This is a genomic window from Streptomyces cavernae (assembly GCF_004023625.1).
Lineage (GTDB): Bacteria > Actinomycetota > Actinomycetes > Streptomycetales > Streptomycetaceae > Streptomyces > Streptomyces cavernae.
Genome location: NZ_ML137715.1, coordinates 17793 through 43054, shown reverse-complemented (window position 1 = coordinate 43054; position 25262 = coordinate 17793). Strand labels below are relative to the sequence as shown.

At 68.3% G+C, this 25262-nt stretch carries 21 protein-coding genes; 11 read left to right on the top strand and 10 right to left on the bottom strand.

The genetic code is table 11. The features are described 5' to 3' along the window. Entirely contained in the window at window positions 1-879 is an 879-nt protein-coding gene (locus EF387_RS09015; protein WP_128375989.1) for a polysaccharide lyase, read from the top strand. A gap of 35 nt (window positions 880-914) precedes the next feature. Further along, the gene (locus EF387_RS09010; protein ID WP_128375988.1) at window positions 915-1688 is read left to right on the top strand and encodes a nucleotidyltransferase family protein; all 774 of its coding nucleotides are present in this window, start codon (window positions 915-917) and stop codon (window positions 1686-1688) included. Window positions 1689-1707: 19 nt separating this feature from the next. On the opposite strand, the gene EF387_RS09005 is transcribed toward EF387_RS09010, so the two are convergent. Next, window positions 1708-2625: a MaoC/PaaZ C-terminal domain-containing protein gene (locus EF387_RS09005; protein ID WP_128375987.1), complete on the bottom strand. Its 918-nt coding sequence runs from the start codon at window positions 2623-2625 to the stop codon at window positions 1708-1710. 280 nt (window positions 2626-2905) lie between these two features. Between EF387_RS09005 and EF387_RS09000 the strand changes: the two genes are divergently transcribed. Continuing rightward, window positions 2906-4816: an AMP-dependent synthetase/ligase gene (locus EF387_RS09000; protein WP_128375986.1), complete on the top strand. Its 1911-nt coding sequence runs from the start codon at window positions 2906-2908 to the stop codon at window positions 4814-4816. Between the two features lie 414 nt (window positions 4817-5230). Here the strand turns inward: EF387_RS09000 and EF387_RS08995 are convergent, their stop codons facing one another. After that, on the bottom strand, window positions 5231-5434 hold the full coding sequence (locus EF387_RS08995) for a cold-shock protein (protein WP_003998944.1): 204 nt from the start codon (window positions 5432-5434) through the stop codon (window positions 5231-5233). A 343-nt stretch (window positions 5435-5777) separates the two neighbouring features. Here EF387_RS08995 and EF387_RS08985 point away from each other — a divergent pair, with 343 nt between their 5' ends. Next, window positions 5778-6635: a menaquinone biosynthetic enzyme MqnA/MqnD family protein gene (locus EF387_RS08985; RefSeq protein WP_128375984.1), complete on the top strand. Its 858-nt coding sequence runs from the start codon at window positions 5778-5780 to the stop codon at window positions 6633-6635. 312 nt (window positions 6636-6947) lie between these two features. After that, window positions 6948-8870 (top strand): serine/threonine-protein kinase, encoded by a 1923-nt coding sequence (locus EF387_RS08980; protein WP_128375983.1) that lies wholly within the window; start codon window positions 6948-6950, stop codon window positions 8868-8870. Between the two features lie 90 nt (window positions 8871-8960). On the opposite strand, the gene EF387_RS08975 is transcribed toward EF387_RS08980, so the two are convergent. Then, window positions 8961-13811 (bottom strand): FtsK/SpoIIIE domain-containing protein, encoded by a 4851-nt coding sequence (locus EF387_RS08975; RefSeq protein WP_128375982.1) that lies wholly within the window; start codon window positions 13809-13811, stop codon window positions 8961-8963. Window positions 13812-14477: 666 nt separating this feature from the next. Between EF387_RS08975 and EF387_RS08970 the strand changes: the two genes are divergently transcribed. The 6 genes from EF387_RS08970 (at window position 14478) to EF387_RS08945 (ending at window position 18880) form a co-directional block, all read left to right on the top strand. Further along, window positions 14478-14783, top strand: coding sequence for a WXG100 family type VII secretion target (locus EF387_RS08970; protein ID WP_128375981.1), 306 nt, complete (start codon window positions 14478-14480; stop codon window positions 14781-14783). A 143-nt stretch (window positions 14784-14926) separates the two neighbouring features. Then, window positions 14927-15250 carry a hypothetical protein gene (locus EF387_RS08965; RefSeq protein WP_128375980.1) on the top strand — a complete coding sequence of 108 codons (324 nt, stop codon included), beginning with the start codon at window positions 14927-14929 and terminating at the stop codon, window positions 15248-15250. Window positions 15251-15253: 3 nt separating this feature from the next. Next, a complete protein-coding gene (locus tag EF387_RS08960; protein ID WP_128375979.1) occupies window positions 15254-16684 on the top strand; it encodes a hypothetical protein in 1431 nt (476 codons plus the stop codon). A 20-nt stretch (window positions 16685-16704) separates the two neighbouring features. Next, window positions 16705-17307 (top strand): hypothetical protein, encoded by a 603-nt coding sequence (locus tag EF387_RS08955; protein WP_128375978.1) that lies wholly within the window; start codon window positions 16705-16707, stop codon window positions 17305-17307. A 2-nt stretch (window positions 17308-17309) separates the two neighbouring features. Further along, entirely contained in the window at window positions 17310-17918 is a 609-nt protein-coding gene (locus tag EF387_RS08950; RefSeq protein WP_238431410.1) for a YusG family protein, read from the top strand. Window positions 17919-18163: 245 nt separating this feature from the next. Beyond that, window positions 18164-18880, top strand: coding sequence for a hypothetical protein (locus tag EF387_RS08945; RefSeq protein ID WP_128375977.1), 717 nt, complete (start codon window positions 18164-18166; stop codon window positions 18878-18880). Window positions 18881-18893: 13 nt separating this feature from the next. Here EF387_RS08945 and EF387_RS08940 read toward each other — a convergent pair whose 3' ends face one another. From EF387_RS08940 to EF387_RS08905, 7 genes are all read right to left on the bottom strand, one after another. Next, a complete protein-coding gene (locus EF387_RS08940) occupies window positions 18894-19286 on the bottom strand; it encodes a hypothetical protein (protein ID WP_128375976.1) in 393 nt (130 codons plus the stop codon). A 66-nt stretch (window positions 19287-19352) separates the two neighbouring features. Continuing rightward, window positions 19353-20180, bottom strand: coding sequence for a hypothetical protein (locus EF387_RS08935; protein ID WP_128375975.1), 828 nt, complete (start codon window positions 20178-20180; stop codon window positions 19353-19355). Between the two features lie 58 nt (window positions 20181-20238). Beyond that, window positions 20239-21165, bottom strand: coding sequence for a hypothetical protein (locus EF387_RS47060; RefSeq protein ID WP_238431409.1), 927 nt, complete (start codon window positions 21163-21165; stop codon window positions 20239-20241). A 65-nt stretch (window positions 21166-21230) separates the two neighbouring features. After that, window positions 21231-22532, bottom strand: a complete 1302-nt coding sequence (locus tag EF387_RS08920; protein WP_128375973.1) for an enoyl-CoA hydratase/isomerase family protein — start codon at window positions 22530-22532, stop codon at window positions 21231-21233. A 2-nt stretch (window positions 22533-22534) separates the two neighbouring features. After that, window positions 22535-22846, bottom strand: a complete 312-nt coding sequence (locus EF387_RS08915) for a hypothetical protein (protein ID WP_128375972.1) — start codon at window positions 22844-22846, stop codon at window positions 22535-22537. A 94-nt stretch (window positions 22847-22940) separates the two neighbouring features. After that, a complete protein-coding gene (locus tag EF387_RS08910) occupies window positions 22941-23975 on the bottom strand; it encodes a hypothetical protein (protein WP_238431408.1) in 1035 nt (344 codons plus the stop codon). Continuing rightward, window positions 23963-24670, bottom strand: coding sequence for a hypothetical protein (locus tag EF387_RS08905; protein ID WP_238431407.1), 708 nt, complete (start codon window positions 24668-24670; stop codon window positions 23963-23965). The genes EF387_RS08910 and EF387_RS08905 overlap by 13 nt, the downstream gene beginning before the upstream one ends. Window positions 24671-25262 lie beyond the last annotated feature (592 nt).

The following is a 25262-nucleotide window of genomic DNA, read 5'->3' as shown; positions in this document are numbered from 1 at the left end:
ATGAGCAGTAGACGGCAGATCATCACGGCAGGGGGTGCCGCGGCGGCCACGGCTCTCGTCGCCGCCTGCTCCGACAGCTCGGGCGGCGAGCCGGCCGGCCACCCGAGCGCCTCCGCTTCCGGGACGCCGCTCAGTCGCGGCATGGCGCAGGTGACCCGCTTCTTCGGCCCGGACCTGCTGCCCAGGGACCACGGCGGGTTCGGCCTGTCCCGGGCGGTGCTGCTGCCGGGCCGGGACCCGGTCCTCGGGCCCACGCTGCGGGTCGGCTACCCGGCGGGCTCGGCCAGCATGACCGTAGCCCGGAAGTACGGCCGGCCCGAGGGCGGGGCGCAGCTCTACCTCGAGCGGCGCTCCGGCCCGGTGGATTCCCTGCACCTGCGCTACTACCTGCGCTTCCCCAACGGCTTCGACTTCGTCAAAGGCGGCAAACTGCCCGGCCTGTACGGGGGTTCCGTCACCGGCGGGCAGCACATCCCGGACGGCACGGACGGCATGTCCACCCGCTACATGTGGCGCAGGAACGGCTTCGCCGAGGTGTACGCCTACCTGCCGACCTCCGTGGAACACGGCACATCGCTCGGCCGCAGCGACGACTGGTACTGGCCGGTCGACCGCTGGACCTGTGTGGAGCAGGCATTGCACCTCAACACACCCGGCCGCGCGGACGGTTCGATCACGGTGACGGTGAACGGTGCCCGGGTGCTGGCCCAGCACCGGCTGACGTTCCGTACGACCCCGCGGCTGAGGATCGACGGGGTGTTCTTCTCGACCTTCTTCGGCGGAGACGACCCGAGTTGGGCGACGCCCCGCGCGCAATACGTCGACTTCGCCGCCTTCGCCATCTCGTCCCGCACCCTCGGTCAACTGCCCGGCACCTGACGGGCGGGCCGGACCCACCACCTCTGGAGGCATCCATGACCAGCACCACTCTTCCTGTTCCCCCGATCGCCGCCGGCTGGGAGCGGCCCTCGCTGGTGCGGCAGGCCGTGATCCTCGCCGGCGGTCAGGCCAGCCGGCTGCGCCCGTACACCGACCGGGTACCGAAGGCGCTCGTGGAAGTGGCGGGCCGGCCGATCTTCGAGCATCAGGCGGTCTGGCTGGCGTCGGAGGGTATCGAGGAGGTTGTGATCTCCTGCGGCTACCGGGCCGACGTCCTCAAGGAGTACGTGGCCACCCACGCGCTGCCGCTGCGGGTACGCGTGGTGGTGGAGGACGAGCCGCTGGGGCGCGGCGGCGGCCTGAAGCACGCCGCGCGCAGCCTGCCTCACCCGGGGGAGCGGTGGGTGGGGCTCAACGGCGACATCCTGACCCGGTTCTCGTTGCGTGACCTGGCGCGGACGCACGCCGAGCGGTCGGCACTGGCGACGCTGGCGGTCACGCCGCTGAAGTCGCCGTACGGCATCGTCGAGCTCAGCGGTACGGACTGCGTGACCAGCTTCGAGGAGGCACCCGTGCTGCCGCACTGGATCAACGCGGGCGTGTACCTCTTCGAGCCCGCCGTCACCGACCTGTTGCCGGACCTGGGGGACCATGAGGACACCACCTTCCCCGGCCTCGCCGAGCAGGGGCGGCTGTCCGCCTACCGCGTCAACGGCTACTGGCGGGGCGTGGACAACGCCAAGGACCTGAAGACGGCGACCGAGGAGATCACGGCGTTCGGCTGGGTCGGCGCGCTCGAAGCGGCCTGACCTGCGCCGTCGTCGGGGCTCACCGTCGCGGGGTCACCGTCCCGGTGAGGTGGACCCGTGAGGCGCCGCGGAGTTCGAAGGCGGGCCCGTCGGCGGCGTAGACGACGGCGCCCGGCAGCGGTACCGGCGCCTTGAAGTCGGCCCGTACCCGCACGGCGCCCTGCCCTTCCGCCCCGAACTCGGCGAGGCAGCGGGCGACCGTCCACATGCCGTGGGCGATGGGCCTGGAGAAACCGAAGGGGCTCGCGGTGACGGGGTGCAGATGGATGGGGTTGTGGTCGCCCGAGGCGCGGGCGTAGCGGCGGCCCAGGTCGCCGGCGAGGCGCCATTCGGAGCGGGCCGGTAGCCGCGGGTGGCTTGGTGGCGCCTGCACCCCCTCAGCTCCGCTCGGGGCTGAGGCCGTGTCCCGGCTCGTTCGGTGCCGGGCGAGATAGGTGCTGCACGACTCCCAGACGAGGTCGCCCCCGCACCGCACTTCGACGACCAAGCGGGCTTCGGTTCCGCGCCGGTGGGGAGCGAACCCGTCGACGTGGGCCGCGAGTTCGTACGCCTCGGCGACGGAGAGACCGCGCAGCTGCCGTATCTCGATCGAGGTGTGCACCAGCCCGAGCAGCGGCAGCGGGAACGTGCGGTCGGCCATGATCCGCATGGCCAGCGGGAACGCGAGGACATGCGGGTAGGTGACCGGCAGGTCGACGGCACCGACGCCGAACCCGCAGACGCGCTCGTAGGACGTGAGCCGCTGGACGTCGACGCGGACTTCCGGCAGGACGATCCGGGTGGCCGGAACGGGAGCGTTCCGGGCGTCCGGGCGAGCCCGCTTGAACGGTGACCACAACGCACCACGAGCCAGCAGCGGCCCGAGCCGGGGAGGGGCGGCGAGGGTGACGGAACGCCCGCGTGTCGCCTCGGTGAAACCAGCGTCACTCTCTGTCATTGGAGCAACCCCCCACTTAAGGGCTAAATTTACCTAGAAGTAAGGTTACTCAAGAGTCAGGAGCTGTGGCTACGGCGCGGCCGGGCTCACAAATGCGCGACCACCGCGCGGCTCAGCGAGGGTGGGCAACCGCCTTTCACCCCAGTACATGCCAACCACATACACCTCTCACAAACCTCACTCCCCGGAACACCCTCCTCCGTCCTCCGGCAGCCCCAAGATTGGGATAACTCGCTGACGCGGCCCGAACTTCTCAGCGGCAGACGACAAGGAGCCCCCCATGGCCGGCCACTATGACGCTGTCGCCCGCCCCCTTCTCGTGGAGCCGGAGCTCCGTCGGCTCGACGGGGTCGTCCGGGAGGCGTACGTACCGCCCCTGGTCGCACCCATGACGCACGGTTCGCTCGCGGACATCCCGTTCGACAACGCCCTCGAGGCCCCGGACGAGGCGGTGCTCAGCCGCAAGGACGAGAACGGCGACTGGCAGGACGTGACGGCGGACCGGTTCGCGCGGGAGGTGCTCGACCTCGCCAGAGGGCTGATATCGGAGGGGCTCGCGCCGGGCGACCGGATCGCCATCATGGCCCGGACGACGTACGAGTGGACGTTGCTGGACTTCGCCGCATGGGCGGCGGGGCTGGTCACCGTGCCGATCTATCCGACGTCGTCGGTGTTCCAGACCCGGTGGATCCTGCAGGACTCCGGTGCCGCCGCCCTCGCCGTGGAGTCCGTGGCACAGGCCGCCGTACTGGGACCCGAGCGCGACCGGATCCCCGATCTGCGGCACGTGTGGGTCTTCGAGAAGGGGCACACGGACCGGCTCGCCGAGCTGGGGCGGCGGGACGTCCCGGAGCAGGAAGTGGGCGTACGGCGAGGGATGCTCACTCCGGACAGCCTCGCCACCCTCATCTACACCTCGGGCACCACCGGCCGCCCCAAGGGCTGCGCCCTCACCCACGGCAACTTCTTCGCCGAGGTCGACAACGCGATCGAGCTGCTGCACCCGGTGTTCAAGGCCACCAGCAAGGAGCCCGCGGCGACCCTGCTGTTCCTGCCCCTCTCACACGTCTTCGGGCGCATGGTCGCCATCGGCTGTCTGCGCGCCAGGGTGCGCCTCGGGCACACCCCGAGTGTGGGCACCGAGGAACTCCTCGCGGACCTCGCCGGCTTCCGGCCCACCTTCCTGCTGGCCATCCCCTATGTGCTGGAGAAGGTCTTCAACACGGCGCGGGCGTCCGCCGAGAAGATGGGACGGGCCGCGTCCTTCGACCGCGCCGACCGGGTCGCCCGCAAGTACGGCGAGGCGATGGAGGCCGAACAGCACGGCACCGGACCCGGCCCGGGACGCAGTCTGCGGGCGGCACGCGCGCTGTACGACCCGCTCGTGTACCGCAGGATCCGCAACGCCCTGGGCGGCAAGGTCCGTTATGTGGTCTGCGGAGGATCCCCGCTGGGCAGGGGGCTCGCCGCGTTCTACGCGGGCGCCGGCATCGACGTCTTCGAAGGGTACGGGCTGACGGAGACCACCGCCGCCGCCACGGTCACCCCGCTGCTCAAACCCCGCCTGGGCACGGCGGGCTGGCCCCTGCCCGGCACCCGGTTGCGGATCGCCGCGGACGGCGAGGTGCTGGTGAACGGCGGCCAGATCCTGCGCGGCTACTGGGACCCGCACGCGGGCGGTGTGGTGCCCGCCACCACGGAGGGCTGGTTCGCGACCGGGGACATCGGCGCGCTCGACGACGAGGGCTATCTGACCATCACCGGGCGGAAGAAGGAGATCCTGCTGACCACGGGCGGCAAGAGCGTGCCGCCGGCCCCGCTGGAGCACTGGATCCGGGCCCATCCGCTGGTCTCCCAGTGCCTGGTGGTCGGGGACGCCCGCCCGTACATCACCGCGCTGATCACCCTCGATCCCGAGGGCATGGAGCACTGGCGCCAGATGACCGACAAGCAGCAGGTCCCGTTCGAGCGGCTGATCTCGGACCCCGAGTTGCTGGATGCCCTGCAGCGAGCCGTCGACGACGCCAACCGCCTCGTCTCCCGCGCCGAGTCCATCCGCCGCTTCACCGTCCTCCCCGGTGACTTCGCCGAGGAGGCGGGCCACCTCACCCCGTCCCTGAAAGTGAAGCGGTCGGCGATCGAGAAGGACTTCGCCGAGGAGATCGAGGCGATGTACCAGGCGCAGGACTAGGGCCCAGGGCCATGCCGAGGCTGCCTCTTGTGTACGGCGAACGAATGTACGTTTCCTGACGCTCGCGTGCCGAGGTCATGCCCCCAATATGGAGCACCTGGGTGATATCCCCCATATGTACGAGGCCCCGGAGTCGGGCACCCCTTCGGGGCGGCCGGCAGGACGGTGCTGCCGGCTCGTCCTGATCATGCGGCCCGCCGAGATTCATCCGAGATGGTGGGCCGTCCGGGTGAGGCCGTGGGGGCGGGCCCATGGGGTGAGGCCGCGCGGGTGACCGGGGAGGGCCGGCTGAGGCGCGGGGTCAGGCGGGGGCGACCCGGGCGAGGTCCTGGAAAAAGGGGCAGGGGCCCCGCGCCTTGTCGGCGCAGGGCCCCTTGGGTACTGCTCTCGGTTCCGGATCAGGGGCCTGGCGGCTCAGACCGGGGTGACATTCTCCGCCTGCGGGCCCTTCGGACCCTGCGTGACGTCGAAGCTCACGGCCTGGTTCTCCTCGAGGGAGCGGAAGCCGCTGGCGTTGATCGCGGAGTAGTGGACGAAGACGTCGGGGCCGCCGCCTTCCTGGGCGATGAAGCCAAAGCCCTTTTCGGCGTTGAACCACTTAACGGTTCCGGTAGCCATAAGCCCTCCTTGGGCCAAAGGGTTGCCCTGCTCCAGAACCTGCATCTGCGAAGAGAAGTGCATACGTCTGAAAACGACGAGAGCCCGCGGTCACATGCTCCGCAGGCTCTGTACTGCAAGGGAAACCAAACTGCAACTTGCGGCGAGCCTAGCACGCAGCCCGCCGAATGCAATAGAGGGCAAGATCACGTCACCCGAATGTTTGATACGTCTGTGACATGGATTGACGATCCCGGCGGAGAGCCGGATCGAGCATCCGGACCGATGGCGTCCGCGACGACGCGGTCGCGCCCCGCCGGTACCCGGATCCCGCACCGTATCGCATGGCAGCTAGTCTCGCGATGTGGACAATTCTCGCAACCGGCCGCGCGTCGGCCACATCCAGTTCCTGAACTGCCTGCCTTTGTACTGGGGCCTCGCGCGTACCGGGACGCTGCTGGACCTCGAGCTGACGAAGGACACCCCGGAGAAGCTCAGCGAGAGACTGGTGCAGGGAGACCTCGACATCGGGCCCGTCACGCTCATCGAGTTCCTCAAGCACGCCGACGACCTGGTTGCCTTCCCGGACATCGCCGTCGGCTGCGACGGCCCCGTCATGTCCTGCGTGATCGTGTCGCAGAAGCCCCTCGAGCACCTCCACGGCTCCCGGGTCGCGCTCGGCTCCACCTCCCGCACCTCCGTGCGCCTGGCGCAGCTGCTGCTCGCCGAATCCGTCGGCGTCGTCCCCGAGTACTACTCCTGCCCTCCCGATCTCGCGCTGATGATGCAGGAGGCGGACGCGGCCGTCCTCATCGGTGACGCCGCACTGCGCGCGAACCTGCACGACGGGCCCAGGCTCGGCCTGGACGTGCACGACCTGGGCGCCATGTGGAAGGCCTGGACGGGCCTGCCCTTCGTCTTCGCGGTGTGGGCCGCCCGCCGGGAGTACGTGGAGCGCGAGCCCGTCGTCGTACGGCAGGTGCACGAGGCCTTCCTCGAGTCGCGGGACCTGTCCCTGCAGGAGGTCGGCAAGGTCGCCGAACAGGCCGCGCGCTGGGAGGTCTTCGACGAGGAGGTGCTGGAGCGGTACTTCAGGACGCTGGACTTCCGTTTCGGCGCGCCGCAGTTGGCGGCGGTCGCGGAGTTCGCGCGGCGGGTCGGCCCGGCGACGGGCTTTCCGGCGGATGTGACGGTGGATCTGCTCGAGCCGGAGTCCGCGTAGTCGCTTACTCGGGTAACCGGTGAACGCGCGGGGAATTCCGGTCGACGAATTCCCCATGGAGGTTGGCTCGGGGGCTCCGGCTCCCTTCCGTGGATTTCACTCACGCAATTCGGCGCGGCCGGGCGCGGCCGCGGACATACCGCGTGCCGCCGTGACCCCGGGCCGCGAACTACCGGCCCGTACTACTACGGCGTACTACCGGCCCGTACTACCGCGTCGTACCACCGCTTCGTGACTTCCGGGCAGTAACTTCCGCGGGCGCACACGACTACTCTGCTGGGGGAGTGCAGAGCGTCCGGGGGAGGCAACGCCATGCAGCCGCTCGAAGTCGACGAACCCACGGTGGTGGGCCCCTACCGGCTGCTCGGCCGGCTCGGCTCGGGCGGCATGGGGCGGGTCTACCTGGGGCGCAGCGCCGGCGGCCGTACCGTCGCGGTGAAGATCGTGCATCCGCACTTCGCGCTGGACGCGGAGTTCCGGGCCCGGTTCCGGCGCGAGGTGGAGGCGGCACGGAGAGTGGGCGCCACCTGGACGGCACCGGTCCTGGACGCGGACCCCGACGCGTCCGTGCCGTGGGTCGCGACCGGATACGCCGCGGGCCCCTCGCTGGCCGCCGCGGTCGCGGACGGCGGGGCGCTGCCCCCGCATTCCGCCCGGGTCCTCGGCGCGGGTCTGGCGGAGGCGCTCGTCGCGGTGCACGGACTGGGGCTGGTGCACCGGGACGTGAAACCGTCGAACGTCCTGCTCACCGTCGACGGCCCGCTCCTCATCGACTTCGGGATCGCCCGGGCGACGGACGGGACGGCATCGCTGACGTCGACGGGCGTCTCGATCGGCTCGCCCGGCTACATGGCACCCGAGCAGATCCTCGGCAAGGGGGCCACCGGCGCGGCGGACGTGTTCTCGCTCGGGGCGGTCCTCGCCTTCGCCGCGACCGGTGCCTCACCGTTCCCCGGCGACTCCTCGGCCGCACTGCTCTACAAGGTCGTCCATGAGGAACCCGAACTCGGTTCTCTGGACGGCGAGTTGCGTGAGCTTGTGACGCAGTGCCTGGCCAAGGACCCCGCCGCGCGGCCGGATCCGGCCGACGTGGCGTCCCGGCTCGCCCCCGAGGGCGCGGCCCGTCTGGTCGCGGCGGGGTGGCTGCCGGGTTCCCTGGTGGAGCAAGTCGGCCGCAGCGCGGTGCAGTTGCTGAACCTGGAGGTCTCGGAGGCCGCGCCTTCGGGGCCGGTGGGGTTCAGCAGCCCGTCGGTGGACGGCACGTCGGTGGGGGTGGACGGCCCATCGGCGGGCGTGAGCGGGCGGTCGGGGACGGTGGACAGCCCGTCGGGGGTGGCGGACGGCCCATCGGGGGTGGTGGACGGCCCATCGGGCGTGACAGGGGAACGGTCCGTGGTGGCGGGGGACCGGTCGGCTGCGGCGGCTTCCGGGGCGGCGGCTTCCGTGGGCGGGGCTCCGGGCGCCTCGGCTTCGGCCGCACGGTCCTCGGCCGCCTCCGCCACGGCCGCCGGGTCCTCGGCTTTCCCGGCCCCCGCGGATTCCGGTGTGTTCGGACCGCCCGACCCCGCGTACGGGCTCGGGAGCGCACCCACGTACGTACCGCGGGATCGGGACGCGGAGTTCGACGGGACTCCCCAGGGCCCTGGCCCGGGCAAGCTCTCGGTGAGCGTGGCGGCGGTGTCCGCTCCGGGGGACAACGGGCGGGGCCGGAAGGTGAGTTGCTCCGTCGTGCTCGCGGTGGCCGGCGCACTGGCGGCGGTGACGGTGGGCTCGGCGCTGCTGTTCAACATGGCACCGGGCGTCGGCGACAACGACGACGGGGGCGCCGACGCCGAAGCCCGCCCGAGTGCGTCGAAGTCACTCAGCCCCGACGCCAACGAGCTGAACGTGCCGTCCGCCTACGTCGGCACCTGGGAGGGCGAGGGCGTCGCCCTGGGCGGCACGCTCCCCATGGGCACGTTCCGGGTCACGCTCCGCGAGGCGAAGGCGGGTGAGGAGTTCGGCACCTTCCGCCAGACCGACCCGATCGGTGGCATCTGCGAGAACGCGCTGGTCCTGAAGAAGGTGACGAAGCAGGAGATCATCGCCACCGGCATCCCCGAGGAGTCCAACCGCGACGTGTGCACGAAGGGGTCCCACACCGTCCGCCTCACCCCGGTGGGAGACGACCTGAAGTACGAGTCGGACAACGCGGACGCGGGGAACCCGTTGGCACGGATGTCGAGGGTCGAATAGCGGTCGCCGGTGGAGGCGTGGGCGGAGGCGCGGGTGGAGGCGTGGCTGGAGGCGCCGCACCACGCCGGTCCTGGTTGGGGTGTCCGTCCTTCACATCGGCACGGTGACCGTGACGACCTCGCCGTTGCCCAGATGCAGCATCCCCTTGCCGGGGGTGATCGGGCCGCCGACCATGCTCCGGGTCGTGCGGATGCCGATGAGTTCGCCCGCCGAGGAGTCCTGCGGGGACAGGAGCAGACCCCGGCGGCCCTTCTTCGCCTCCACCTGCCAGCCCGAGAAGCCGCCGCAGACCTCTTCCTCGTCACCACCGATGACCAGGGCCAGACCGCGTTCCGCACCGCGCTGGATCAGGCGCTTCAACTCCCGCTCGCAGTCGGCGTCCTCCAGGACCTCACCGTCGTCGACGAACACCACGATCGGCTCCTGCGGTGACGCCGACTCGATGGCCTCCTCGAAGTCGTCGCTCTCGATGTCGTCGTCGGTGAAGACCTTCAACACACCCTCCTGGCCCGCCAGTTCACGCAACGGCGAGGGCCGCGGGGCGGCGACGACGAGGCGCACGCCCTGCAGGAGGTACGAACGCGCCAGGTTCAACAGAGCTGTGGAGCGGCCCGACTTGGCGGGGCCCGCCACCACGAACGTCGGCACGCCCTGCGCGAGGTCCGGACCGAACGCCATGATGTCGTCGCCCCCGATCCCGGCCAGCGACCACAGCCTGGACGCGGCGACCTCCGGGTCCCGCATCTCCCAGGCCTCCGTGAACCCGATACGGCTGGGCAGCACGTCGACCCGGAAGGGGCGGCGGGAGCGCGGTATCCCGGCGTCCCGCGCCGTCGCCGCCTCCCCGATCGCGGCCAGCGCCGCCGCCTGACCCTGACCGCTCGCATCCTCCGACAGCAGCGCGAACTGTGTCTCCGTCGCCGTCTCGTTCTTGAAGCCACGGCCCGGCGGGATCTCCTCCGGCACCTTGCGGGCGTTGATCCCGAGCATCGAGAAGTCCGACCGGTCCGCAAGCCGCAGCCCGTACTTGTCCTCGGTCAGCGAGGCCATCCGGCCCAGCAGGACCTGCCGGTCACCCGCGATCACCAAGTGCAGCCCGACGCTCGCGCCCTCGCGCATCATCGTCTGCAACTCGTCCGTCAGTTCCCCGTGGTTGTACTCGCCGAGCGTGGGCAGCCACCCCTCCCAGCGGTCCAGCAGCAGCACCAGATGCGGCAGCCGGTCCTCCTCGGAGACACTGGCCCGCTGCTCCCCGATGTCCGCGAACCCCTTCTCCGCCAACAGATCCTGACGTCTTGTCAGCTCAGTCTTGAAGCGGGTGATGAGCCGCACCGCCCGCTCGGTCTGGTTGCGGGAGACCACGGCACCGCAGTGCGGCAGCCGGGTGAGGGCGTTCAGCGCGCCGTTGCCGCAGTCGATCCCGTACAGATGCACATCGGCCGAGGAATGGGTCCGCGCGATCGATCCGGCGATGGTGCGCAGGATCTGCGAGCGGCCGCTGCGGGGGGCACCGCCGATGAGGAGATGCCCGAAGGAGGAGAAGTCCACGACGACCGGGCGGCGCGCCTGGTCGGCGGGCAGGTCCTCGACACCGTACGCGGCCGGAGCCAGCTTGCCCGCGCCGAGCGGCACGGCCGGCACCGCCGGCATGTCGATGTCGTCCAGCAGCAGCGTCTCGGAGAGCGCAGGCAGCCACGGGCTGTGCTGCGCCGGAATGCCGAGGGCGCGATGGGCGTCCCGTACCGCGTCCACGAGCACCTTGAGATCGGTGATCTCCTCTTCCTCGCGCGCCTCGGCCTTGGGCTTGACCAGTGCGGACCTTCCCAGCTCCGCCCAGTCGAGCGGACCCGCCCAGGGCGCGAGCACCTGTGGGTCGGCGGCACCGGGCCGCCGGCCGCCGACCCGCCCCGACTGGAAGGGGACGAGCGAGGCGTGCCCGAGCCGGACGTAGGCACGTCCCGGCGTGCTCTTGCTGATGTGCCCCGCCTCCGGGGAGTCGATGACGTCGCTGGACTCACCGCCGTCGGTGACGCGCAGCGCGATACGGAGGTTGGTGTTGGCGCGGATCTCGGGGGACACCACACCGCTCGGCCGCTGAGTGGCCAGCAGTAGATGGATGCCGAGCGAACGGCCCCGCTGGGCGATGTTCACCAACCCCGTGACGAAGTCCGGAAGATCGCGCACCATCGAGGCGAACTCGTCGATGACGATGAGGAGTCGGGGCACGGGAGTGTGTGAGGGGTCGCGCTTGACGAGGTCCTGGTAGTCCTCGATGTCCTTGGCGTCGGCGGCGGCGAGGATGTGCTCCCGGCGCTTCAACTCCGCGCCCAGCGACTCCAGCGCGCGCTCGACGAGATGCGCGTCGAGGTCGGTGACCATGCCGACGGTGTGCGGCAGCTTCACACAGTCCTTGAACGCCGAGCCGCCCTTGTAGTCGACGAGGACGAACGTCATGTTCTCCGGGGTGTTGGCCACCGCCAGCGCCGCCACGATGGTCTGCAGCAGTTCCGACTTGCCCGAACCGGTCGTACCCGCGATCAGGCCGTGCGGCCCGTCCCGCCGGATGTCGATCCCGAACGGCCCGTCGTACGACTCACCGATCACCGCCATCGTCGACTGCCCGCCCATCCGCCAGCGCGCGGTGATCGCGTCACCGGTGGGCGGCTCCATCTGCAGTACGTCCAGGAGCCGGCTGGCCGCGGGCAGCGCCGAGTCCTCGGTTTCGCCGCTGATGTCACGGAGCGGGGAGAGGGAACGCGAAAGCCGCGCACACCAGGCGGGCGACACGAAGTCCGGCCGTACCTGCCGCAGCCGGGCCACCCCGGTCTGCTCGACACGCAGCCGCAGTTCGAGGGCCTGCTCCTCCTGCCGCCCGGTGTCCTGAGCGGTGGCGTGCCAGGCGTGGAAGGAGGGGAATCCGCCCTGAGGGGCCCCGGCGGCGGCCGCTTCGGCGGGCTTGTCCGCGGTGCTCGCCCGCGGCCTGGGCTCGGCGACGACGACGGCCTGGCACTCCCCGGGCAGGAACCGTTCCTCGGAGTCGAGGCAGATGGCGTACACACTGACGGCCGGTCCCTCGCGCAGCAGCCGTACGACACCGGGCATGGACCGCAGCCGCCGCGAGCCGTCCCAGACCACCACGATGTCCGGGTCGCTGAAGGTGGTGTCCCGGCCGTTGTTCTTGGCGGCCTTCTGCCGGGCGTCCAGGAGCTGGGTCAGCTCTCCGATCCGGGCCCCGACGGTCTCGGCGTCCGTGCCGATGAGAACGTTGGTGTCCTGCGCGCCGGAGGGGCGGGCGTGCGGGAGCCAGCGAATCCAGTCCCAGCTCTCCCGGGCGGTGTTCTCGGTGAGCACATAGAACTGGACGTCCAGCGGGCTGTGCAGCACAGCGGTCTGCGCCACGGCCCAACGCCCCAGCGCGTGCGCCGATTCCCCGGGCCCGGCGATACCGATGACACCGCGCTCGCGCAGCGAGATCCCGACCGGCGCGTCCTGGATCTTCCAGGTGACCTCGCGCTTGTGGTCGTCCTGTTCCGGGTCGTCGAGGAGGACTTCCGAGTCGAGCTGTCCCGTCCCGACCCGGATGAGCAGATGGTCGGGGTCGGTCCGCCGCCGCTCCCACAGCCGGGTACGCGGCCCCGTACTCATACTGAGCACGGTCGCCGGATCGGGGACGGCCTGCCGCCGGTCGAGGCGCTCCGCCACGAGCGCGTCCGACGCGTCCTTCTCGATCCGCTCCTTGGTCTCCTTGTACTCCTTGACCTGCTTCGCATGGGACTTGCGCCCGTGCTTCTTGTCCATGAAGTAGTTGCCGAAGAGGATCAGCGGGCTCAGCAGCGCCATGATCATGTAGTACCAGCGCCCGAAGATCATCACCGAGACGACGGCGCCCACGAGCGGGGTGAACGCCATCAGCCAGGGCAGCGGCCGGGCTTCGAAGTCGCGGGGCGGGGTGGGCAGCCTGAACCGGGTCTGCCGCTCGGGGGGCTGGAGGCGGGGCGGGCGGTTGTAGTCGAGGCCGGTGCCGTCGTCGGACCGCTTGAGGGCGGCGTCGGGAGGGGAGTAGCGGTCGAGTTCGAGGAGGGTGTTGCCGACGGCGATCTGAGCACCGAGGGGCCAGTCGCCGGTCTTGTCCTCGACGGGTTCGCCGTCGAGGGTGGTCGTGCCCCTCGAGTCCTCAGAGTCCCCTGTGTTCCCCGAGCCCCCCGTCGCCGTATTCGCCTTCACCTCGGTCCGCGGGTCCCCCTGGGCGTCAGCCGTCGCCCCAGCCCTCCGGCCCGACCTCCTGCCGGCTCGCGGTTCGTTCCTTTCGGCCGTTCCCGCTTTGTCGTTGTGAACGGTGAATTGGCAGGTTCCGTCGGCGGAGACGGAGAGGGTGAGGGCTCTTCGGCCGAGCTCGGGGTCGTCGACGCGGACGTGGTCGGCGGGGCCGCCGCCGATGTCGTACCGCCCGACGCCGAGCCGGTGCACGGCCCCCGCGGCAGGCCCGCCGGCGACCCGCAGTTCGACCAGCCCGGTGGGTTCGCCCGGGAGGCACCCGGCGGGATCGTGAAGCGAGACCACCGCACCTTCCCGGAGCGGGGAAGTGGGAATGGTGGCGGAGGGATCGACGGCATGCCCGTCGACATAGATGACGGGAGCGCCGGGGTGGGTGGCGTGCGGGTCGGGCTGGGTGGCGGGCGGACCGGGGTGGGTGGCGTGCGGGTCGGGCTGGGTGGCGGGCGCACCGGGGTGGGTGGCGGGCGGACCGGGGTGGGTGGCGGGCGCACCGGGGTGGGTGGCGTGCGGCTGGCCGATGGGGATGATTTGCGCGCCGCCCTGGTAACCGACCTGCGCGGCAAGCTCCTTGGCGATGTCCCCCATGGCGGACTCGGGATCGGCGTCGAGCACCACGTCGGCGTGGGTACCGCCGAGCGGATCGACGACGGTCAGAGTCAGGCGCACGATGGTCCTCCCCGGCGCCACTTCTGTTGTCGCGCCACCCAGTTGTCCCTGTCGACGCTGCCGTTTGCCGCAGCTGCGTCACGTCAGCTGCTTCGGGCTTAGCTGCTACAGCTGCTTCGGCCCGTGCTGCTGTAGCCGCTGCAGCCTGTGCTGCTGTGGCCACTTCAGCGACTCCAGCCGCCGCAGCTGCCGACCGCGCCCCCTGCTGTCCGCTCGACGATATCCGCTTGAGGGTTCCCATCGGCAACGCTGGTGGAACCGGAGCGCGTTGAGAACGGAGCCCCTCACGGAACCCCCACGACCCTCCGACGCAATCCTCACGGCCTGCGGCACGCTCGAACTCGCGGGGCCGCGACGGAACCAACTCGCGGGCTCGCGACCGAACCGAACTCGCGGGCTCGCGACCGAACCGAACTCGCGGGCTCGCGACCGAACCGAACTCGCGGGCTCGTGGCAAAGGGAACAGGGCCGCGGACCACCCCACTCGGGCCCGCCGGGCGCTCGGGTGCGGCCCCGCCGGAGACCCAACTCGGGCCCTGGCAAAGCGAAGCGGGGTGTGCGTCTGCAAGCGTCGTGCGTAAGCTGACGCGCGGCGGAGGATCGCATCATCCGCCACGGGAGCCACGGGGGTTGGCCCTGGGGCATGTTCGGACAACGGAGGGCGCCATGGCCGGCGGCAAAGACGCAGACATCACTTATGACGAGATGCACAAGGCGGCCACGAAGCTGACGGACGCCAAGGACAAGATCGACGAGAGGCTCGACTCCCTGGAGCGCTACATCCAGGGCCTGGTCAAGGACGGCTACACCACCCGCAAGGGTTCACAGGCCTTCGAGGAGTCCTTCACGGAGTTCAAGAAGGGCGCGAAGGACACCATCGAGGGCCTGACGGGCATGGCCAAGTTCCTGACGAACGCCGCGAAGGCTTACCAGGATCTGGACGATGAGATGGCCAAGGGGATTCGGGGCTGAGGCCTGACTCGGGGCGGCTTGCGCAGTCCCCTGGCTCCTTGCGGTGCGGTGGGGTGCAGGTGACCCCACCGCACCGGTGCTGTTACGCATGGCACGAAGCGGCCGGAGAGCAACGGACCGCTCACGGGGAAGGGAAAGCTGCTGTGGGCGAGCATACGAAGGTTGACGACCTTGATGTGATCAAGAGCGTGTCCAAAGGGCTGAACAGCATCGTCGAGGAATTGGAGCGACTCGACGACGAGGACAAGTACGGCTGGAGCCGCGAGGTGATCGGGCACGAGGAACTGACCAACAGGCTCGACGATTTTGCGACCAACTGGGACTACAAGCGCTCCAAGCTCGAGGAAGAGCTGAAAAAACTCGCCGGAATCACGAAGGCGGCAGCCGAGGCTTATGAGCAGATCGACACGGATCTCGCCAACGCTCTGCGCAAGCAGGAGAAGAAGTCGAAGGGTTCCGGGGAATAGCTGATGTCTCGTCCCAAGGATTGGTCACCGGTCGAACTCGACTCGGACCCCGTGGCCGGTGACCCGGCTGCTGTGGCGAAACTCGGCAGACGGTTCCGCGCTGTTGCCGATGCCATCCGGAAGCAGTCGGGAAACATCAATGCGCTGTGCGGGGTCGATGGCTGGCAGAGCGATGCCGCAACCGAATTCCGTAAGGCAGCGGACGGAACGGCGGGGCGCCTGAAGAAAGTTCTGGACCGTTTCGACACGGCGGCCGATCTTTTGGGCGAGCAATCCGACCAGCCGGACGATCGATACTCCTCTGTACTCGCTTCTTCGCAGGAGTCGGCTGACAAGGCACGGAGCGACGCCGAGATCGATCGTGACGAGAAGAACAGACTCGACCGTGCCATCGACGCCCTCGACAAGGCGGCCGACGACTACGAGGAGAAGAAGCGCGATCTCACACGCAGGCGCGATCAAGCAGCCGATCGTATTCAGGACGCCATCAAGCGGGTACACGCTGCGAAGGATGCCAGGAATCGAGCTGCCGAGAAGGCGGCGCGAGCCCTTGAAGATCTGATTGATCACGACGGCCTGAAAGACTCCACCTGGGAGAATCTCAAGGGTGCTCTCAAGAGCATCGCTGATATTGCCGGCTGGGTGGCCACATTCTGTGCCCTCGCCTCGCTTCTGGTCGGATGGATTCCGATTGTCGGTTGGGCGTTGGCCGGTGTTCTGGACGCGATCGCGCTTGCGGCGACGTTGGTCGCCCTGGTCTGTCACCTGGTCCTGCTCTTCACCGGGGATGCCAGCATCGCCGACGTGCTGCTGGACGGAGTGGCCTTGCTGACGCTCGGCCTGGGGCGAGCGGCACTGAGCGCGGGCAAGGCGGCTGCCACGGGGGTCAAGAGCGTTCAGACGGCCAGCCGTACGGCTCGCGCCGACTTCATGGCCGGAAATGTCTTGGCCGGTCGGTCGGTGAAGGCGGCGAACACGCTCAAGGGGAAGGCGACAAAGGCCGCGAACGAGGCTGCAGAGCAGGCTGCCCAGAGGCTCGCGGGAGAACTCCCCGGTGCTTTCGGAAGGCTTGACCAGTTCCGGCACGTACTGAACCCCAAGATGATCTACCGAGATACCGTTGACGCCTTCAAGGGACTCAAGGATTTCAAAGATCTGGGGAAGCTCGGCACGAGGGACGCCTGGGCAGGTGCCCGTCCCTTGGGAAACCCGGAATGGGTCGAATCCAGCAAGGCGCTCAAGGAGATCCCGATCCTCGGCAAATTCGAGACCATGGGCGGCATGCAGTTCACCGACTATGTGAGGTCTGCCGGTAATCGGTGGCTTGCCTACACTACCGCGGCCACCGTGGTGGACGGGAACGACAAGATCCATGGCCTCACCGAGTGGGACAATCCCTACAACAAGTGGAAAGAAGCTTGGACGGTAGGCTGAGCGCGATCCAGGGAGTGCGCGTGAGTGACGATGCGGAATGGCAATGCCTGATCTCGGAGCCGGAAGGAAGTATCAGACTTCCCGTGGGGCAGGGCCTGGAGTTGGGTGAATGGGCCAAGCAGGCCGCGCGGCACTATTTGGGATCTGATGCGCCCAGGAGTGAGACGCGTGAACTGTCATTGGTTCTGGCTCGCTTGGCGGCCACCTCCGAGCTGAGTGACCCGACCTTCGCCTATGCCTACGTGGTGGACGCCGCCAAGGCGGTGACCGCTGTCTACGAGGTCCATGATTACGCCGGAGACGGGTACCGCGCAGTGGACCGGCTGCCCGACCTGATCCGGGACGTGCTCCCTTCGACGCCGGAAAGTCAGGAGGTAACAAAGGTCACGCTGCCGGCGGGTCCGGGGGTGAGGATTCAGGAGCTGCAAGCACTGACCACGGGCACGCTGTTCAAGAAGAAGACGTTGATGGAAACCGTCACCTACGCGGTGCTTCCTCCCCAGGTGGAGAACATCATCGTCTTCCGTATGTCGTGGACCAACCTGGTATTCGGCGAAGCCCTGCTGGAACTGGCGCAGACGCTCGCAGAGTCACTTGAACTGGCGCAGATCCAGGAGGCCTGACGTTGACGGACCCTGTCACCGGCGCGCCGACGCCTGAGATGACAGCGCCGCCGCCCGCCGACTACGGTCTGGTCCTGCCTGACGACTGGTTCAGGATTCCGCTCGAGCCAGGTCAGTGGAAGCGACCCGTCCGAGCCCTCGCGGACAAGGCTTTCGAAGGACAGGACGACGCGGTCGTCCTCAAACGGAGCCTGATCAAGGATATTTCGGACCGGGCGGAGGCGGCGTATGAGAACGGTGGAATCGAGCTCTACATCTCCACCGCCACCATCGGCCCGATTCCGCTCTCGGCGTCACTCCTCGTGACTGTGATGCCTCCCCACGAAGACGCGAGGCTGACCGTCTCGGGAAAGCGCCGGGCTCAGGAAGTAACTCAGGTACACCTGCCCGCCGCTGGACCAGCGATGCGGCGCCGAACGAGAACTGTCCCCGACGAGGATGAGGCTTCCGGTAATCGGCTGCCAGTGACCACCGTCGACTACCTCGTTGCCGTGCCGATGACAGCCGCTTCCCTCCTGCTCACCTTCTCCACTCCCCTGGACGCCTTCGCGGACGCCATGGTCGAGCTCTTCGACGCCATCGCCGGTTCGCTCCACTGGAAGAGAGGGTGACGGGGCCGCCGACACCCGGCGGAGAGACCCGGACGCGCGGGTCGTAGTGCGTGGCATGAGCTGCGTCGGCATTGCGCGGACGAGGTCGTGGCTTTCGCGAAGGGAGCAAGTTTCTACGTGCGGGTTGCCCGTCGCGCACAAGGACCCTGGCGTGCCTCCTGGCGCATCCGGCTCTTTGGTCCACGAAGTACCAACCGTGCCATCATCACTGGGCACGCCGATCATCAATCTCTTGGGACAAGCTCATGCTGACCATGCGACAGCGGACGGCCATAGCCTGCCTCTTCGCCGGTGCCGCACTGGCTTTCACCGGTTGCAGTAGTGATCCAGCCAACAATTCGGCCAACGGTGAGATCGCGGGGGCCGATTCGAGTGAGTCGGACTCGCCGGCCCTGTCCCCCTCCATCACGGCAGAGGAGAACGCGCCGAAGTTCGAGCTGCCCTCCGACGTAGAAGTGACCGTCGAGAGGAAGCCGACGGGGGACGCGACGAAGGACGCGATTTTGCGGGATGTGGCGTACTCGGCCGAGTCTCACCTGGAGGCCTTCGTCAAGGGCGACGGCCGGACCGCGAACATGAACCGTTACTTCGCGGTGGATGCCCTCGACTATTGGGCTGGTGAGGTCGCCAGGGTCAAAAAGGAAGGGCTCACCTGGATCGTGGTGCTGGCACCGGTCGCCTACATCTGGGGCTTTCTGCCGAATAGGAACTGCCACTCGCCCAGTTGCGCGTACATCCCTGGGTCCGGCAGTGCTCTCCTGGCCTACGCCATCACCGCGGCCTCGCTGGGGTCGCTCACGCACCGCGTGCTGGTAGGTCGGGCAGAGGCACGCGCTGCGGAGAAGAGGAACCAGCTCCGGAAGCTGCGCAAGAAGGGCAAGGGGAAGAGCCGCGCGGCGCGTGGGCGGTGGTACCTACCGTCACATCGCCTGGCTCTCGGCCACGCCTGCCCGTTCTTGTAAGTCATCGGAGACGTCAGGCAGTACGGAACTTCTCCACGGCTGCGGAACCGGCGACCAGCAGCGGGGGCACGAACGCTCCGATGACACCCGGCCAGGATCCGGTCACGAGTGCGGGCAGGACGAGCACGACGGACACGAGCAGAGCATGGGTGAGGCCCTGCGGCCGGCGGCTGTGCCACGGATGGCGCGCGAAGATCCACAGCACACCGAGGATGCCGGCCGACACGACCGCGCGCTCCGTCCAGACCCACGCCGGCATGAACGATCGGGGGGTGACGATGGCCAGCAGGAAGTACACGATGATGAACACCGCCGGGACGATGACGCACAGACGCGCCGCCGCCACGACTCCACCGCCCAGGCGTTCCACGAGCGCGGAGTCGGCGAGTGATCGGTTGGGGGGCATCAGTTCATGACTTGCGCTCGTGCCGTGTGTCGGTCTACCGAAGATCAACCTTTCTTGCGCGGCACCCTACTGATTCGTTCGCTGGGGCGACGCGGGGTCGTTCGGCGTGGTGTCCTCGGTGTTGGCGTCGCTGCCCGTGTTCGTCAGGGGGTCGGTGAAGGACACCGTTCGCAGGACGGCGGCCATGAGGTCGCAGAACTCGGCCCAGTAGTCCATGGAGGCCGTGTGGAGGGTGAAGACTGCGGTGAACGGGCCCGTGGGGAAGGGGACGTGGACCTGGATCTGACCGGTCAGCAGGTCGGTGACCTCGCCGCTCGCCGTCACCTCCGGGTTGAGCTTGTATTCGCGCAGGGTGATGCAGGACACCGCCGGTCCGCAGGGGAGGTCGAGCCAGCGGGCGTCGTTGTGCGGGTCGGAAGCGAGAACCGCGAGTATGCCTTGGGCGACGATGTCGGTGCGGGTGCCGGTCGGCTGGGCACCTGTCTGGTCCGTCGGGACGGCTGCCACGGTGAAGGCGCACTGGGCGGCTCCGCCGGAGAGGTCGTGGCGGGGGACGCCGTCGTCGCCCTCGCCTGTGTCGGCGGCGACGTCGTCACCCTTCGCGTCCTCGTCCCCGGCCGTGGAGAACAGGCCCATGGCCGCGTACGACACCCCGGTGCCCGCCATGAGTTCGGCGATCGCCGCGTAGTAGGGGGCGGCGGGTTCCCAGATTTTCTCGTCACCGCGGGAGTAGAGCTCCCGTACGAAGGAGTGGGCGCGCTCCGTGCGTTCTTGGGGGGTGGGAGCCAGGGGGAGAGCGAAGAAGCCTTCGGGGACGTTGAACGAGAGGGGCGGGGGCTCTACGGAGGTGGGGGCGGGTGGGAGCACGCCCGGGGAGGGGCTCGATGTCGTCATCAGTGAGGCTTCTTCTGGTGGTGTGGTGCTTGGGAGCCTGGGGCAGGCAAGTCGAAGGCTACAAGTCGTCCGGGTGGTAGTCGGTGATACTCACCTCGGCACCTTCCGCGTCCATGAGCATGGAGTTCTCGGAAAGACCGAAGAACGAATCGACTCGGCTCGAGCGCATGAACTCGATCCGGTAGTGGCCGCAGGGCCGACGACTGATCACCGGGGTTCCGGCGTCAGGCGCGTTCGATGACGCGACGAAGTTCTCGACGGTGTTCCGCTGTCCAGGTGTGAGGGCTTCCAGCGGGATCAGGTCGAGCGGCTGGTGAAGGTAGCGCATGAACTTCTCCCGTGTGATGGCGTGAAGCCTGCACCAGGATCCGTCGGTGAAGACGACCTTGACGTCGTTTCCGTCTTTGAAGGGCTTCGCTTCCACATGGCGGATCCCGGACCGCGGGATCTCCCAGAGGACCTCGTCCTCGATGAGATCGTCGTTCTTCTTGGAGTAGGGGAAACCCACGATCACGAGCCTGCGGTCGGTGACAATCGCGTGCGTGCGGTAGTGCTTCTCGGGGGAGCGTGCGGGATCCAGTTGCCAGGGCAGGGTGCGGGCGACAGTGCCGGGGGCGGCCCACATGACCGGGAAGTCGTAGACCTCGTCATCGGGGTCGTCCGGCGTATCGGAACCCGAGCCGTGGACCGAACTGCCGCTGACGTTGCCGCCGGCCGAGCTGAGGACGGCCATGATGGCGACGCCCACTGCCATGGCCGCGCCCTTGAGTGTGTTCCTGGCGACCGTGTCGCCGGTCGAGCGAGCCGTGTGCACCGGCCCCTGGGGCCACCCCGGGAGCTCGCCCTGGATGTCGTTGCGCTGGGGGTCGCGGAACCACCTCATGCCCCTGACGCGCATGGCCGCGCCGGTGGCGAAGGTGACGTACGCCCGCGTGAGGAGCGTCTCACCCGGTTCGGGCTGCCAGATGGCCATAACCGTATACATCTTCCCATTGGTGTATCGGGTCTCGTGGTCCTGTGTGCCTACTCTGCCGCGTACACCCCCTGCGTTCAGTTGCCCGAGGCCGATTTCTCGAACTGGTCACCCGGGGAGAGGGCTTGTCCCACGTGCTCGTGAATACTCGGAACTTTGGGGAAAATCTTGAGCACGGAGTCCGTGGCGATACCGAATCCCATGGGGTTGATGTTCACTCCCGGAATGAGGTTGGCGCCCTTCGAACCGAGCCACTGGCCCGCGTGGTAGCCCTGGTTCGCGATCCCTCCCATGCGGGATAAGGCGCCGCTCGTGCTGTGGGCGACCTCGTAGACGTTGTCGGCTGTGCCACCCAGCACCACCCTTCCGGGTAGCAGTTTGAGTCCGCCCTTGACAAACGACGCTTGTTCGCCGGTGGACAGCAGCATCCGCGCGCTACCGATATTCGTCGCTTGGAAGCCCTTGCCAAGCTCTGCGGCCTTGCCGAGCCCGGCTGCCCTGGCCAGCGCCGGGGTCTTTCCCGCGACCTTGATGCCCTTGCTGAGGGCACCGACCCCCGGCATCAACCCCACCGCGTCCAGCCCGATCTGCATCCAGCTCACATCAGCCCCCGCTGCCTTCGCCAAGCCGTGTGCCGCCAGTGCCAGGCCGCTGGTGATGAGGGCTGCTGTGCCGAAGATCGCCGCGAGGGGTGGGAAGGGGAGCGTGATGATGGCCAGGAGGCCGAGGACCGCGGTGAGGTCGCTCAGCAGATCGCCGATGAGTCTGATGAGGTCGGCGTGGTCCTTGATCCACTTGGTGGTGGCGTCCCAGGCCTCCGCCACTCCCTTGGTGAGCTTGTCCCAGAAACCGGGCTCGTCCGGCGCTATGTCCGCGGCCTTGTCGAGTTCCTTGCTGATGTTCCCGGCGGCTCGCTTGTACCGTTCCTCCAGGTCGTGCACCTGACGAATGACATCGTCCACGGCGCCCGAGGCCTCGCCCAGTTCCTCGCTGCCTTTGCCGTCGCCTTTCTGGTCGGCCTTTTGCCGGGCGTCCTGTTTGGCTTCGAGTTTCTCCCCGGCTGACTTCTCCAGGCGGTCGGCCTCGTCCTGGAAGTCCTGGAGCTCGCCCGCCCACCGGTGCAGGGCACGGGAGGCCTTGCCGAAGGATTCGTGGCCCTTGCGGATGAGGGGGGCGACGTCCTTGGCTATGTACTCGGTGAAGGCGCGGGCGGTCTCACCCTTCCAGGCTCCCGCTTCGATTCGCTCCAACTCGCCCAGGGCTGTGCCTAGTTCGCCGGCCAGTCCGCCCAGCTTCCTGGCCAGGTCCCGGGTGTCCTCCACGCTGCCGGGCGTCGGGTCCCAACCGATGTTCGGGAAGGCGGGGCGCTTGCCGGCCACGGTCAGTTGCCCTTCTTGTCGGACTTCTTGGGCGACTTGAGGGATTCTGCGAGGTCTAGGTCGAGTTTGCCGAACTCGTCACCGATCTTGTTGATCATCTTCACCGCGCCGTGCGTGTGCTTGCCGAGTTGCTTGATGCCGTAACCCCAGTCGTCTGCGAAGTCGCGTAGGTCCTCGATGAGTTGGCTTTCGCCGACGGCGGAGGCGTCCGTGGCGCGGAGGGTGCGGCGTGCGGCGTCCATGCTGTCGCTGATCGTGCCGAAGGTTTTCTTCAAATCCTCGAAGACGGTGTCCTCGAGGCGCAGGTCGCTCATGGTGGCCTGTGGGTCCCTCGTTGTCGGTTGCTGGTTGTGGTCTTCCTTGGCGGGCTGGGGCTGGGGCTGGGGTGTGCGTGTGCGGTGCTGGTGCTCAGCGGTTGACGGACTGGATTTCCTGGACTGTGACCGGTTGGTCGTTGCCGAACTCGCCGTCGGGCAGGTTGCCACCGGCTCCGCCGGTTCCGGCCCAGGTGATTTCCCAGGTGACGGTCGCTTGGAGTTTGAACATCTCGTCTCCGGAGGAACGGAGGTACTTGAGGCCGCACGGAGGGGTCTGGTCGGCCTTGCCTTGCGCGTAGGGTTCGCCGATCGAGCCGTCGTCGTTGATCGCGCACTCGCCGGAGGCGGGGTAGGTCTCGGCGTCGGCCGTTCCCGGCTCGAGCCTGAGGGAGACCGGCTTGGCCGTGGTGGTGGCCTGGATGTTGAGACCGCCGACGTTCAACTCGGCCGTTACGGAGACCTCTTTGAACGTCGCCTTGTCCAGCCAGGCCCAGGTGGGGAGGTTCACCTTGGTGACGTTCTCGGGAGCGAGGGTGACCTCGGTGGCCGGGACTTTGGTGCGGCTGTAGGCGAGTTCCGCGAGAACCTCGGGTGTGACGGCGTTCCCCACGTCGGGGGCATCACCGTTCTCGACCCAGAATGGTTCCCTGTCACAGGCTTGTGCCTCGGGTTCCATCCAGCGGTCGGGATCTTGGACCGCGACCCACCAGTTGCCCTCGTCGGCGATGTCCTTGTTGTAATTCTCGAACTCGCCGTCCTTGTACTTCTGGCGGTACTGACCGACGGCTGCCTTGGCGTAGCTGTGCTGACCGGGGTAGTTGACCGTTTCGTCGTATGTCTTCTCGACGGACTGGGCGAACTCGTCCGCGGTGCGGGGTTCGTACCAGCAGGCCGGTGGCGTCCAGTTACCCACGGGCGTCATGCCGTCGGAGGAACCGCCGCCGGAGCCCGTGATGGAGCCGCTGAAAGAGATGCGGGATTCAAGGGTCTGGCCCTGTCGCGTACTGCTTGTCGATAGTTCGCTCTCGGACTTCCCGGGGCCTTTGGCCACGGCAGTCCCGGAAGTCAGAGCGAAGGCGCCGACGAGGGCGACGGTGGCGGCGAGCCGCGCAGTCACGACGCGCATGTCTTGTCCCCCCTCTTGGACAGGACGCTGGTTGTCTGCCAAACACCCTCATCGCTCTTCTCAAGGCGCGTGCTGTAGGTGACATAAGAACTCTCTCCGGAAGGGGATTTGTCGACCTTGCCCGTCTTCCGGTCCTTGTTGTACGCCTTGCTTTCGTCGGCACAGAAACTGACGGCTGCAGTGTTCTTGTCGAACACCTTCACGTTCGCGTCGAAGTACCGTGTGCTGCCGGTCCAGGTGAGGTCTTCGTCCAGCCATGCCTGGATCCACTTGGCCGCACTGATGAGTGCGTCACCCTGCCGGTAGAACTGAACCGTCGACGAGTTCTTGTCTCCGCGCAGGATCGCGTCGTCGACGGCATTCACGCTGCCTTGGGCGTCCGCCAGCACCGCGTCCTTCGCGGCATTCCCCGTCTTCCAGCCTTCGAAAACGTTCTCGACGTCGCGGGGGAACGTGATCTTCGGCCGCTCCGCGTCACCCGCGGTGCCGGCGCTCGGTGAGGCCGAAGTCTTGCCTGCGCCCTGGTCCGCCCCCGCGATCTTGTCGTTGTCCTCGGTCTTGTCACCCCCGCCGCCGCACGCCGTCAGCAGGAGAGCTGCGGTCGCGGCGAACGCGGCAGCAACGGGCAAAGAGCGGCGCTTCACTGTGACTCCCCGTGAGACAAAGATGCCATCAAGTGCAACGACGGTATCCATGGGGTTCGCGGTTTCGCCAGGCTCAACTTGCCCCTGATGGCGGGGCATTCAGGTATTTAGCCAGGTAAATCGGCTCGTCCCTGTGTCCTGATCGTGTCCGGGCGCACACGTACGAGTGGGGTGCTGTGACGAGTTGCCCGGGCTGAGGGCCGGACCCTGCTCTTCGCTGGAGTTATCGATTCGGCAACCCGAAGGGCTGGAGGAGTCGGTCCCGAGGACATCCCCGTCCCCGGTGACGCGTTCAGCCGCTTCGCGGAGTAGCCGCCAGGGCGGCGTGTTCTGAAAGGCCGGCTGACCATGGTGCGGCGTGGAAGCCAGGTCGCTCGGCCGGAGCATGGTCGGCATCTGCCGGCGGTTCACTCGCGGAGGTGATCCGTTCTCGGGCGGAGAAGGTGTGCCGGGTGCGGTCGCTCCGAAGGCGCCGCCCCGGTCTTCGCGGCGGCGCCGGCCGTGGCGGGCCGCCGGGTCCGGTCCGGATGCCACAGCCGTGGCGGGCAGTCGGGGCCCCGTTCAGTGCTCAGCCGCGCGAGCCCACCGAACGGCTCGTGAGTGATTCGTGCAGGCCTCATGACCACCCCGTGACGAACCCCTC